This window comes from Enterocloster aldenensis (genome assembly GCF_003434055.1).
Classification (GTDB): Bacteria; Bacillota; Clostridia; order Lachnospirales; family Lachnospiraceae; genus Enterocloster; species Enterocloster aldenensis.
Genome location: NZ_QVEX01000001.1, coordinates 932,017 through 944,860, shown reverse-complemented (window position 1 = coordinate 944,860; position 12,844 = coordinate 932,017). Strand labels below are relative to the sequence as shown.

At 54.5% G+C, this 12,844-nt stretch carries 9 protein-coding genes; all 9 read right to left on the bottom strand.

What is annotated here, in order from left to right; translation table 11 throughout:
• Positions 1 to 3,327: an antirestriction protein ArdA gene (locus DWX59_RS04410; protein WP_002585091.1), complete on the bottom strand. Its 3,327-nt coding sequence runs from the start codon at positions 3,325 to 3,327 to the stop codon at positions 1 to 3.
• Positions 3,328 to 3,566: 239 nt separating this feature from the next.
• Positions 3,567 to 5,657, bottom strand: a complete 2,091-nt coding sequence (locus DWX59_RS04405; protein WP_074033657.1) for a DNA topoisomerase 3 — start codon at positions 5,655 to 5,657, stop codon at positions 3,567 to 3,569.
• 15 nt (positions 5,658 to 5,672) lie between these two features.
• Positions 5,673 to 5,861 (bottom strand): hypothetical protein, encoded by a 189-nt coding sequence (locus DWX59_RS04400; RefSeq protein WP_002585093.1) that lies wholly within the window; start codon positions 5,859 to 5,861, stop codon positions 5,673 to 5,675.
• Positions 5,858 to 6,559, bottom strand: coding sequence for a DUF4366 domain-containing protein (locus DWX59_RS04395; protein ID WP_002585094.1), 702 nt, complete (start codon positions 6,557 to 6,559; stop codon positions 5,858 to 5,860). The genes DWX59_RS04400 and DWX59_RS04395 overlap by 4 nt, the downstream gene beginning before the upstream one ends.
• The gene (locus DWX59_RS04390) at positions 6,552 to 6,830 is read right to left on the bottom strand and encodes a DUF4315 family protein (RefSeq protein ID WP_002585095.1); all 279 of its coding nucleotides are present in this window, start codon (positions 6,828 to 6,830) and stop codon (positions 6,552 to 6,554) included. Before DWX59_RS04390 ends, DWX59_RS04395 begins: the two co-directional genes overlap by 8 nt.
• A gap of 34 nt (positions 6,831 to 6,864) precedes the next feature.
• Positions 6,865 to 8,934 (bottom strand): C40 family peptidase, encoded by a 2,070-nt coding sequence (locus tag DWX59_RS04385; RefSeq protein WP_002585096.1) that lies wholly within the window; start codon positions 8,932 to 8,934, stop codon positions 6,865 to 6,867.
• Between the two features lie 35 nt (positions 8,935 to 8,969).
• On the bottom strand, positions 8,970 to 9,929 hold the full coding sequence (locus DWX59_RS04380) for a DNA-methyltransferase (protein WP_002585097.1): 960 nt from the start codon (positions 9,927 to 9,929) through the stop codon (positions 8,970 to 8,972).
• A complete protein-coding gene (locus DWX59_RS04375; RefSeq protein ID WP_117534033.1) occupies positions 9,926 to 12,364 on the bottom strand; it encodes a VirB4-like conjugal transfer ATPase, CD1110 family in 2,439 nt (812 codons plus the stop codon). The genes DWX59_RS04380 and DWX59_RS04375 overlap by 4 nt, the downstream gene beginning before the upstream one ends.
• Positions 12,315 to 12,716, bottom strand: coding sequence for a PrgI family protein (locus DWX59_RS04370; protein ID WP_002569171.1), 402 nt, complete (start codon positions 12,714 to 12,716; stop codon positions 12,315 to 12,317). The genes DWX59_RS04375 and DWX59_RS04370 overlap by 50 nt, the downstream gene beginning before the upstream one ends.
• Positions 12,717 to 12,844: the final 128 nt, after the last annotated feature.

Sequence of the window (12,844 nt, the reverse complement as noted above, 5' to 3'; positions counted from 1 at the left end):
TCAGCTCCTTTCCAAGTCCTGTGACTTCTGCTTTGCGTTTTTCTTCTGTGCCTTTTCCTTGTCGGCTCTAAGCTGCGCCCGGATAGAGGGTTTCTTTTCCGGCTTCGCTCCCTTGCCGCGCTCCTTGTCGGCTTTGACAGCGTTAGCCAGGTCAACAAGGGAAATCTGCTCGCCCGCCTTTACCTTTGCTTCCAGTTCGTCAACGGTGGGGGTGTTGTTGATGATACCGTCAATCATGTTCCCGTTCTGCTCTGTGGTCTGCTCGGCGGTTTTCAAGGGATTGTCCCGCTGCGCCTGTTCTGCGGCAACGGCAAACGCCCGCGTCCCATTCCCCATAATCAGATACTTTCCGTCGTCCGACTGGTGGTGAAAGCCATATCCGGCGGCTTCTATCTGCTCCCGGCTCATGGCGGTCACATGGAAAGTCCCCCTCGGTGTCTTGACAGTTTCGCCCGTTTCCAAGTCGTCCGGGGTAAGCTGCTTTTGCTCCTGTAAAAACTCCGGCACTTCCCGAAAACCTACACTGTCAACGAAATGCGCCGCGTCCTGTCCGTCCTGATGAAGCACTACCACGTCGGAAACGGAAAGGCTGTGTCCCTTAAAATCTTTGGGGTGGTCGATATTGAAACAGGTGTAAATATCTTCAAGGGAAGTTTCCGGCGCAAGGGGCGCGGAATAGACAAGCTCATAGTTCGCCCTGTCAACCACATTTCCCGCCGCCTGCAGGCGGTCGTAAGGCTCAAAGCGGAAATCCCTTGTTTCGTCCCCGCCCTTTATCTGGTAAATGGAAAAGGTGTCTTTGTCCTGTCCGGCGGTCTGCGCCGTTTCCTGTGCCTTTGCGTAAAGCTGCTTCACGTCGCCCTCGGTCAGCTCGCCGCTTTTGAGCTGCCCCATAAGCTCGCGGCATTTCTCCGGCGTTCCCGTATAAAGCACGTCGCCCATTTTCGCCCGCCCGTTCTCCTGTGTCACATAGGCTTGCAAGAGGTAGCTGTTTTCCCGGCTGTCGCTGTAAAGGTTCCGGCGCACTCTGTAAATCGTTTCCGGGGTAAAGGCTTCTTTCGGGGCTGCGCCCGCTTTTTCCTGTGCGCCGGATTTTCCCGGTGCGGCTGCTTCCGGCTCCGGCTTCTCCGGCGCGGCTTCCTGTCCCTCTCTGGTGGGCTGCTCCTGTCCGGCGGTCTGCTCCTTGTCCTGTGCCTTTTGCAGCTCCGCTAAGTTCTCGTCTATGGAATTGATAATCTCGGCGGCTGCGCTGCGTATCGTTTCAAGGGAGCTTTTCAGCTCGGACAGCTCCCGCCCGCTGCTCCACCCGGCGACATAGCCGAAAGAGTAGTCCGACGTGTCAAGCCCGTAATGTTGGCAGACAGTATAGGCGACGCTTTCCGCTTCGACTTCGCGGGTGCGGCGGTCAACGTGGGGCTGCTGCTCGTCCTTTGGCGCGTTGAGGTCAATGTCGTGCAGCTTCGCATGGGCGATTTCGTGAATAGCGGTCTTTAAGGTCTGTAATTCGCTCATGCCCTCGTTGATAGCAATGCGCTTGTCCTCCAAGTGGTAGTAGCCATGAGAGCCGCCCTCGATATTCTCAAAGGCGATAGGAACGGGGGAAGTCTTTTCAAGGGCTGCGAAAAAATCCTTGTAGCGGTCAACGTCGCCTGTCAGCTCGTCAACCGCAATGTCCGGCAGCTCCTTTCCCTCGGTCTGGGAAACGTCAAAGACGGATACCACCTTGTAGGCGGGTATGGTGACTTCCTTTTCCTCGGTGACGGGCTTCCCGTCCTTGCCGATAACGGGCTTCTGCGTGTGCGGGTCGATTTTCTGCATTTCCTGTTTGATTTTATAGGGTGACGGAGCAATGATTTTAATTCCCTTTTGCCCTTTCATCACGTTTCGTTCAAAGTTGTTCTTCCAAGCGGAAAAGCCCGCCACAAGGGAAGCGTCCGGCTTCTGCATGGCGATAAGGACGGTGTTTCGGAAGCTGTAATTATGGAATTTTGACATGACTTTCAGATATTCCCGGTAACGCTCGCTGTCAAAGAGTTCCGCAATACCCTGTTCCAGACGGTCGGTAATCTCTTTGAGCTTTTCGGCGGGCTTCTCGCTCGTCAGCACGATAGGGATAACCGGGCGCGGCTCCTGTGGCTGCTCTGCGGTCTGCGCCGTTCTCTGCCCCGGCGCGGCTGCGTCCATTTCTACCTTTGACGGGTCGGGTCTTTCCGGCTGCGGGGGCTGCGGCGTTACCCGGTATTCCTCCGGCACGTCGCGCCCGTCGTACCATTCTGTAAAGGTGTTGCGGTTGTTGTAGATATAGCCCTTTTCGGTAAACATACCGTCGTCGTTAATGGAAGCGTCCCGCCCGTATTCCTCATACATGAAATACTTTTTCGCTTCTTCGGGAAGTTCCGGTTCTTCCAGTTCATCAACCAGATAACGCCCGTATTCTTCTTCATTGTGGACGGACGGATAAATCCAGTAGCAGTCAAGGTTCTGTGCAAGGTTGATAATGTCCTGTAAGCTGTCGGCATGGTCGCCGTATTCAATGGCTGCAATGAATTTCTCCCGGTCGTCGTCAAACTGCATTTCCAAGAGCTTCCCTAAATAGTTCAGCTCGTCGGGGTGGGAATACTCGCTTAAATGCTCCGTCAAGCCGGGGATAGTGGATTGAAATTCTGTGAAATGCCATTCCTCATAGTGCTTGAAGTCAATCCCGATACGGTCAAAGACTTCTTTCAGATGTTCGGCAGTCGTGGGGAATGTCACCCATTCGCCCGCGGGTCTGCCCTCGGTGTACTTCCCAAGATTGGAAAGATAGCCGCTTAAAATCGGTTCTGCCATTTGTTCGCTCCTTTCTTTTTCAATCATGCGGTGCATAAGCTCAAAATCCTCAATGCTCATGCTCCCGTCAAATACATAGGGGTTAAAATCCTCCCCGTCCCGGTAGGGCTTTTCGGAAAAGGGAAGCCCCGCTTCATGGGCGGCTGCCCTCGCTTCCTCGATAACCTCCGGGGGAAGCCTGTCGTCATGCGCTCCGATAAAACCGTCAATGTCGTTCATGCTGTTTTCGTAGTGGTAACGCACTCCGGCGGTCAGCTCGTCAAGGCTCATGTCCTCGCCTAAATGCCCGCAATAGTAGCCGTTTAAGATAACGGCGGCGGGGTCAATGCTTTTTATTTCCTCTAACCGGCTCCTGTCCTCCGGGTAGAGCGTATCGTCCATATCAAGATGAAAATATTCCGCGTTCCATGAACGCCCCTGTTTCCAGAACGCCACCCATGCGATACCGTCCCTAAGCTCGTCTTGATAGTCCTTTACGGTGTCCCGTAAACTTGCCATAGTGAAAAACCTCCTTTCTCTGCGGCAGCGTCATAAGCTGCATTTTTTGGCTGCATGGTCTACTACGGGTACGCCCGCATTTCTGCCAAATATTTTTGAAAATTTTTAGAGGGTGAAGCCCTCCGCAAAAGAGGGTTTGGGAAACTTCCCAACAAGCAAAATCCCCGTCCGGCGCGTCAGCGTCGCAACGGGGATTTACGGAAGTGGGTACCCGCTTCCTATGCTTGCTATTCAAGTTTTTAGTTCTTCTGTACTTCGATACGGTAGTTGACGTATTTTCCGCCAGTGTCAGCCAGAACGATAGTTCCGTCGTAGGTCTTGCCTGTTTTCGGGGAGTAGAGCTTCTTTACATTTGCCTTGCCGGATTTAAGGAGCGCGGCGGCAATCTTCGCGGAAAAAGCGGTCTTGCGTTCCTCGAAAAAGCGGTCGTTCTTCCACATGACAAAGGCACATTCTTTGTTGCTGCAATAATAGTTTTTCTTCCCCTCATGGACGGGGGAACCGCAACGGGGGCATTTGCCGACAGAGGGCTTTTCCTCCCGGAACAAATCCTTTTTCCCGTCAAGTGCTGCGGCGTGTGTCCGCACAAGCTCCCGCGCCATAGCTTCAATGCCGGACAGAAATTCGCCGGGGTCTGCGGCTCCCTTTGCTATCTGCGTCAGATTGTTTTCCCATTCTGCGGTAAGCTGCGGGGAAGTGAGCATATCCGGCAAGATTGATACAAGGGCGGCTCCATTCTGCGTGGGGATAAGCTGCTTGCCTTTGCGCTCTGCAAAGCCGCCCTTTACCAGTTTTTCAATGACGGCGGCGCGGGTGGCGGGAGTGCCAAGCCCCCGGCGTTCCGCGTCCGGGTCGGTGTCCCCGTTCCCGGCGCGTTCCATAGCCGACAAAAGGCTTGCTTCGCTGTGGGGCTTCGGCGGCGTTGTGATATGCTCCGTTACTTTTGCGGCGGGGTTAGGAAAGCCCTGTCCCTCGGAAAGCTCCGGCAGCGTCACGTCTGCATTTTCCCCGTCCTCCGCTTCGGGCTTATCTTTCAGCGTCGCCCGGTATCTGCGTTCCATCTCTTTCCAACCGTCAGAAATAACAGTCTTTCCCCGCACCGTAAACTCCGTATCGGCGCATGAGAAAACCGCCGTAACCGCTTCAAAGATATGCGGCTCGGCGGTGGCAAGGAGCAGACGCGCCCCCGCAAGGGTGAGGATATTTCTCTCGCTTTCCGGCAGCGCGTCCGGGTCAGCCTTTGCAAGCTCCATAGTGGGAATGATTGCGTGGTGGTCTGATACTTTTTTACTGTCTGTTACCTTTGCAACCTCCGGCGTGAAGTCCGCGCCCGCCATAAAGGGGAGCTTTTCGCAAAGCAGCGCGATAATGCCCGCTGCGGTGCCGCCCATGTCGTCAGTAAGAAAGCTGCTGTCCGTCCTCGGATAGGTAAGCAGTCTTTTTTCATAAAGGGCTTGTGCAAGGTCAAGGGTCTGTTTCGCGGTGTAGCCGAAAATGCGGTTCGCTTCCCGCTGCAAAGAGGTAAGGTCAAAGAGCTTCGGCGGGGCTGCGGTTTTCTTCTCTCTGGTAAGGGAAACGCATACCGCCGTTTCTGTTTCGCAAGCCCCTTTCAGCGCGTCGGCTTCTGCCTTGTCTGAAATCCTTTCGCTTGCCGCTTCCGCGCCGGATAAATCAAGGCGAACATGATAATATTTTTCTTTCTGGAAATGGGAGATAGCCGCGTCCCGGTCGGTGAGCATTTTTAAGGTCGGGGTCTGGACGCGCCCCACGTTCAAGGTCTTTCCATACAGGCAGGAGAAAAGCCGGGTGGCGTTAATGCCGATAAGCCAGTCAGCCTTTGCGCGGCAGAGGGCAGACGCAAAGAGCGCGTCGTAGTCCCGCCCGTCTTTGAGGGAAGCAAAGCCCGCCTTAATCGCCCCGTCCTCCATTGAGGAAATCCACAAGCGGCGCATGGGCTTCTTGCAGCCCGCCGCTTCGTAGACAAAGCGGAAAATCAATTCTCCCTCGCGCCCCGCGTCGCAGGCGTTCACCACTTCGGAAACGTCGGCGCGGTGCATAAGCTCTTTTAAGGTCTTGAATTGCTTCCCCTTGTCCGGGTCAACGGCGTACTGCCATTCCTCCGGCAGAATGGGTAAGCTGTCAAAACTCCATTTTTTATATTGCTCCCCGTAGGCGGCAGCTTCCGCAAGCTGTACCAAATGCCCGACGCACCATGAAATGAGGTAGCCGACGCCCTCGATATATCCGTCTTTCTTTTCCTTAACGCCAAGCGCGGCGGCGATAGTCTGCGCCACGCTCGGCTTTTCTGCAATCACAAGTCTAAGTGCCATGAAAAAATCCTCCTTTCAGCGTTCCGGCGCGGTGTGCTTCTTCTCCTGTGCCTGTTTCAGACAATAGCCGATACAGGGGGATTGCGCCTTATAAGGGCAGCGCACACACGCCGGGGATTTTGGAACGGGCGGCGCACTGTCACGCCGCCCGGTGGGTCTTTGTACCATCATTTTTTCCAAAGGATTTTCGGTGAAAAGCCTCATGCTTCCTCGTCCTCCTGTTCTTCATCAGAAAGCCCGTCCCCCTCGTCCTCGTCGTAATCGTCAAAATCGAAATCTTCAAGGTCGGTGTCGCCCTTGACGTTCTGCTTTGGCTTCATAAACTTAAAATAATAGAACGCGCCCCCGCCGCCAAGAAGTGCCACGACAAGGAAAAGCACAAGCCCGCCTGTATTGCCTTTCTCTTTGGGCTGCTCTGTTGGTTTCTCGGTTTCCGGCTCCGCTTCCTTGCCACTGCAAGCGGTCATGTTGTCCTTGCAGACAGGGCAGCTCACATTTACCTTTCCGGCTTCGCATTTATCGGTGCAACTGCAAACGGCGGGCGGGGCTGCTTCGGTGCTTCCGTCCTCCATAAGTGCTAAGAGGTCGGCTTCGTCCACTTGATTAAGGAAATGTACGGTGTCCTCGCCCTCGTCGTCCCGGTCAATGAGGATATAAAAGTAATTGCCGTTTTTGGTCGTTACGGTGATAAGCTGCTTGTTGCCGCCGAAATCGTCTACAAGGGTCGCGTTCCCGTCCGGGGTAAGGGGTTCTTCCTTTTGGGGTTCCTCGTAGACAACGCCGCTGTCGTTGGTGTCGTCCTCTCCCTCCGGGGTCTGTGCAAAAGCGGTGACGGAAAAGCCGCCCATAAGTACAAGGGCGGCGCAAAGTGCGGTCAAGGTTCTAAGGATTTTCTTATTCATTCTCGGTGTCCTCCATTTCTTCGGTGTCATGGTCTGCGGGTTCTGCGGGGTAGCCCGGCGCGGCTTCCATGCCCGGAATACCGCCCCCGGAAAGCATAGCGGAAAGCTCATGCGGGGAAAGGCGCATGGAGCGCACAAGCTGTACGATTTGCAGGTTTTCCGCTTCGGTTTTCTGCGCTTCAAGCCCCCTTAATTTGTTCTGGTACTCGGTGATTTTCTCGCGGGTCTTTGCAATCTCCCTGTCGATACGTTCAATTTTGTTCATAGCCATAAATAAATTTCTCCTTTCTTTGCTCAAAAATATGTTAATTCCAGTTCATCAGCCCATAGCCTTTGATACAGGAGTAATTGACGGGGTAGCTCTTTATCTTGCAGGCGTCGCCGGAATTGCCCTCGACGGTATAGACGCGCTCCCCGTCCGTTCCGATAACAAGCCCCACATGGTCTGCGCTCCCGTCCCCGTCCCAGTCGAAAAAGATAGCGTCGCCGGGGGCGATATTCTCATAGCCCCTCGCGCCCCATTGCCCGCGTGACTGGAACCAGGGTACGCCCTGTGACTGGCACCCGGCAAAGCGCGGCTCGCTCTTTCCGGCTTGATTGTAGCACCATGAAACGAAACAGGCGCACCATTCCACGCGGCTGTTAAATCCGTACCAGCTCCAAAAGGGTCGCCCGCCCACGTTGCCGACTTGCCGCTTTGCAAGGTCTACAACGGCGGTGTTGCCGGGGCGTGTGCCGTTTACAAGCTGTACGCCGCTTAAATCCTCGGACGCGCCCATATCGGGGGAGCCGCCGCCGAAAATCAGCGGTTTGTTTCCGCTTGTTTCCAGATAGACGCGGTACATTTCAAGCTGCTGTGGCGTTAGAAGTTCCTCCGCAATCTCGGAAATGGGCTTGTTCGTCAGCTTCACATTAAGGATATGGTACTCGTAGGGTACTTCCTCGGTGGTCGTTTCCCCTGTTTCCGGGTCGGTGCTTGTTTCTGTGCGGTAGCGGATTTCCGTTTCTTCCGTCAGCGTCAAGGTGTACTGCATGGCAAAGACGCGGTTTAGTTCTGCCTGTGCGCTCTGCGGGGTGTAGGTCTGTAAAAGGGCGGTGAGGTAGGACGCTAACTCATGGGGGTTATGCCCGATACTGTCAAGGTCATAGCGGTATTCGTCATAGCCGGGGTGGGTGCTTTCGATATTGTCAATCTGCTGCTGAAGCTCGTTTTCCTTTGCGGCGTAATTGTTCTCCGTCGCCACAAGGTCGCTGTCCTCCGACGTGTAGGAAGTCCCAAGTATGCCGTTCATCAAGCCGGAGAACATGGAGCCGCAAGAGGAAAGCCCCGCCGATACCATGATGAATAAGAGCAGCGCGGCAACGGCGATACATACGCCCGCCGGGTGCCGCCCTACAAAAGCGATTGCCCGTTTGGTTTCCTCGGCGGTTTTCTTTGCCGCTTTCCTTGTATTCTCCGCTGCCTTTTTTGCTGTGGCTGCGCCCCCTTTTTTCGCTGCCTTTGCATACTGCCGCTTGATTTGCTGCTTCTGCATGAAGCGGGAAAGGGGATTGCTCGCAATCTGCGGATTGTCATGTAAGGCTTTGTGGTACTGGAAATCCACATTTGCCTTGAACGCCGCTTTCTCTGCCTTTGCCGCCGCCCGGTAGGGTTTCAGCTTGTGGCTGCGGTAGCCCTCCTTGACTTTCCTCGCCCCGTACTTTGCGCCGCGCTCTGCCAGTTCTTCGGATTTGTGCGCCCCCTCAACGCCGGAATTGTCCTTTTCAACGGAATGTATCTTGTTGTGGACGAAAATACCCGCTTCCTGTGCGGGGCGGGATAGCGGGTTATTGTGGGGCTTATTCTTTCCTATGGGCTTTTCCCGTTCCTCAAAGCGTAGGCGGGTCTTGCCTTTCCCGGTAGCTTCGTCAAAGGTGCGCTCCCGTACAAGTTTCTTTTCTTTGGGGATAGCCGCCTTTGCCGCGTCCAGACGGTCGGCTGCTTTGTCCGATTTTCGGATATACTTTTCAAGCTCCGGCGTTGCCCGTTCCTCGTCGGTAAACTGCAAGCGGGAAGATTTTTCTTTTGCTGTGGCTTCTGCCTGTGCTTTCCTCGCCGCCTTTTTGCTCGCCTTTCTGGTACGCGCCCCGTCGATACGCTCCAAGACGCGCTCGGCTGCGGCGGTGTCCTGTTCCCGTTCTGCCCCCGGCGCATGGGGAAGTGGCGGCGTGTCGGTTAAGGGCGGGGAAGTTGCGCCGCCCGGTAGGGGCTGCGCTGCCTGTTCCGGCGGCTGCGGTGCTTCGGTCTTTGCAAAGTCCGCGTCCCTTATCCGCTTGCTGATACGTTTCTTTTTCCCGGTGGCGGCGTTTACCTCGACAGCCCCCTCGCGGGTCATTTTCTGCGTGACTTTCTCACGCGCTCGATACTGTTTTATTTTTCTGTCCCTCCAATCCGCGCCCTTGCAAGGGCGCAATACTCGGCGTTTATCTCAATGCCTATATAATGCCTGTCAAGCTGCCTTGCGGCTGCCCCCGTCGTGCCGCTGCCGAAAAAGGGGTCAAGCACAACGCCGCCTTTCGGACAGCCCGCCTTGATACAGGTTTCGGCAAGTTTTGGCGGGAACGCGGCGAAATGCCCGCCCTTGTAGGGAACGGTATTGATAAGCCACACGTCCCGCCTGTTCCGCATGGTCGGCATGAGGGCTTCGTCGTAGTAGCTGCCGCTTCGCGCCCGGTTAAGCCCCTGTACTTTCCCCTGTCCGGGTATTTCGTCCGCATATTTCTGTCCCGCGCTGCGCCCGGTGCGGTACCGCGCCGCCGTTGTGGGGGCTAACGGCTCGGCTATGGCGGCTGCGTCATAGAAATATTTCTTTGACTTCGTAAGCAGAAAGATATGTTCATAGCAGCGGGTAGGGCGGTCTTTCACGCTCTCCGGCATGGGGTTTTCTTTCTGCCAGATAATGTCGCTCCGTAAATACCACCCGTCAGCGCGTAGGGCAAAGGCTAAAAGCCAAGGGATACCGATTAAGTCCTTTTGTTTGCAGCCGGAAACGCGGTTGTTTCTTGCAATCTGCTGTCCGTTTCTGCCTTTCGGGTTCTTCGGGTCTGCATGGTAGCCTTTATTTCCTGTGCCGCAGTAAGTGTCCGCGATATTCAGCCAGAGCGTACCGTCAGAACGCAGTACCCGGCGCAGCTCGCGGAAAACCTCGGTCAGCCTGTCAATGTACTGCTCCGGCGTGTCCTCCCGCCCAATCTGCATATCAAGCCCATAATCTCTAAGCGCATAGTAGGGCGGGCTTGTGACGCAACAGTGTACGCTTTCCTCTGGAAGCTCCCGCAAGGCATAGAGCGCGTCGCGGTTGATGATGGTGTCAGTTTTCAGCCCGTTCATGCTTCGCCTACTTCCTCCGGCTTCGTCGTCATTACCCGGTAAAGCTCGGTGTCTTTCGGGAAGCGGTCTACAAAGGGCAGCACCACGTTCCCGTAGAAGATAAGCCCCTCGCCCGCTTCGGTGTGGGTGACATATTTCATCTGCTGCGGGGAGATGTTGAGCTGCTTTGCAAGGATAGCCCGGTCGCCCGCCGCCTGATTGAGCATGAGGACAAAATCAGAGTTTTCAAAGATATTCTCCACTTCGCGGGAAGCAAGCAAATCCTTGACATTCTGCGTAATGGCTGTGGGTATGCCGCCCCATTTTCTGAAACGCTTCCAGATTTCAACGGAATAGGCGGCGGTCTGTTCCTCTTTCAAGAGAAGATGAAATTCGTCCATAAAATACCGGGTGGATTTCCTTTCTGCCCGGTTGACGGTGACGCGGTTCCATACCTGGTCCTGCACAATGAGCATACCTAACTTTTTGAGCTGCTTCCCAAGCTGCTTGATGTCAAAGCAGACAAGGCGGTTGTTCAGCTCCACGTTGGTACGGTGGTTGAATACGTTAAGGCTCCCGGAAACGTAAAGCTCCAATGCCGCCGCGATACGCGCCGCTTCCGGCTCCGGCTGCTTCAAAAGCTCGTCGTAGAGGTCGCCCAAGATAGGCATTTTCTCCGGGTCGGGGTCTGCAAGGAAAGGGCGGTACACGTTCCTAACAGCGCGGTCAATGACGGTCTTATCGACAGGCTGCAAGCCCTCCTTACCGCCTATGACAAGCTCGCAGAGGGAGAGGATAAAGTCGGATTTCAGCGCAAGGGGGCTGTCGTCCTCGGAATAGTTGAGGTTAATATCCATAGGGTTCACATACTGGGGCTTCCCGTCAATGCCCTTGCCCGTAGGCGATAACCGTATCACTTGCCCGTCAAGCCGCTGCACAAGGGAAAAATACTCTGCTTCTGGGTCGCAGATAATAATGTCGTCGTCTGTAATGAGGAAAGCGTTTGTCATTTCCCGTTTGGCGGCAAAGGATTTCCCGCTTCCCGGCGTACCCAAGATTAAGCCGTTGGGGTTCTTTAGCTGCTTGCGGTCGCAGAGTATCATGTTGTTAGACAGGGCGTTCAAGCCGTAGTACAAAGCCGCGCCCGTCTGGAAAAGCTCCTGTGTGATAAAGGGGATAAAGATAGCGGTGCTTGACGTGGTAAGCCCTCTTTGAATGGGGATAAGGTTCTCCCCAAGCGGTACAGAGGACATAAGCCCCGCTTCCTGTTGGTAGTCAAGGCGGGTTAAGGCGCAGTTGTTCTTCTGTGCTATGCCCGCCGCCGCGAATACGTCATTTTCCAGTTTCCGCTTCGTGTCCGCCATGTTCACCACAAGGAACGTCAAGAGGAACATTCTTTCATTCCGGCTCTGCAAGTCCTGTAAGAGGTTCTTCGCTTCGCTGCCGAACGTGGCAAGGTCGGACGGGATTATATCCATGTCATAGCCGCTGCGTACCGCTTTTTTCTGTTCCTCGATTTTCATTTTGTCAAGGTCGGTGATTTTCCGCTTGATTGTCTTTATGGCTTCGGTCTGGTCGATACTGTGGATATGCAGATTGACGATAACGCCCGTTTCCAAGTCCAGAATATCCGATAAGATACGGTCGTTTAACTCCGGGGCAAGGATTTCAAGGAATGAAACCGCGCCGATTTTGCGCCCCATGCGGAAATAACGCCCCTCGCCAAAACGGAAAGAGGACGGGGCGATAAAGTCCTTTGTGGAAAGCCCGGACGGGGCAAGCCAAGAAAAATCAAAGGAAAACTGCCCGCCCTCCGGGTGGAAAATGCCATGCAGCATTTTAAGGCGTTCATAGCCTGTCATGGGGCGGGCAGCTACGCCCAAGAGCTTAAAGTTGTTCAGCACGTCCGTTTCGATACGGGCAAGGCGGGATTTCGCCGCGCCCAGACTGTCGGCTTCAATGGCAAAGGTGATATACTTCGCCTTGACAAGCCCGTTGTTGCCCTTTGCAAGCTGGTTTTTCAGCATATCCCGGTATTCTGTGCGGATAGAATTGAAAGCGTCCTCCTGTGCCGGGATATTGACCGCCTTTTCCGCTTCGCCCCGCTGCGTCCCCTGATTGATGAAAGAAAGCTGCACCGAAACGGAAGCGTCAAAGTAGTTTAGGAAGTCGCACCAGTTCTCAAAAATGGCGGTCTTGTCGTCTGCCTGTGCAAGCTGATAGTTAATATCTTCAAAGGCGACGGTCTTTGAGTATTTGCGCTGCGTAACCTTGCAGATACCGTCCGGGTACATCTGGATATAGGGGATTGTCTGCTGCGCGGTGTGCGCTTTCCCGTCGCCCTTTGCCTGTCTGATGATTTCCGCAATCTGCTTTTTCTCGGCGCGGGTGAGCTTGCGGGGCGGGTTAGGCTTTGCGCTTCCCGCCGCGCTGTTTCTTCGTGTTTCCTTTTGCAATCGCTGATACCTCCTTTTCAAGTTTTCTCTGCCGTTCTAAGACGGAATAAAAGTTGTCTGTCCTGTATGGTCGTTCTTTGGGGGCTATGAATTTTGTCTGAATGATGTTCTTCACCACCACTTCAAGGGGCTGTCCATGCTTCTCATACATGGCAAAGAGGAAACAGGGCAGCATGACGGCAATCATAGCCATAGACGCAAGGCTGGTGCCTGTGCTGTCTTTGAGCAGAAAGAAAAGCGGCAAGCCGAACAGGAGAGCCGCCGCAAAACATACAATCTGCCGTTTGGTAAGGTTGAACGCTACTTTTGTCTTGACTTTGGATAAGTCTTTGGGTACGGGTACATACGCCAAGTGAAAACCTCCTTTCTCTGGGTTTGGTGTTGCTGTAATTTTCCATAAGGGTAATCAAGGCAAAGGTCAATCTATGCCCTTTGCCCGCCCGTATTATATGGGGGTTATCCGCGTCAAGGTCGGGTCGT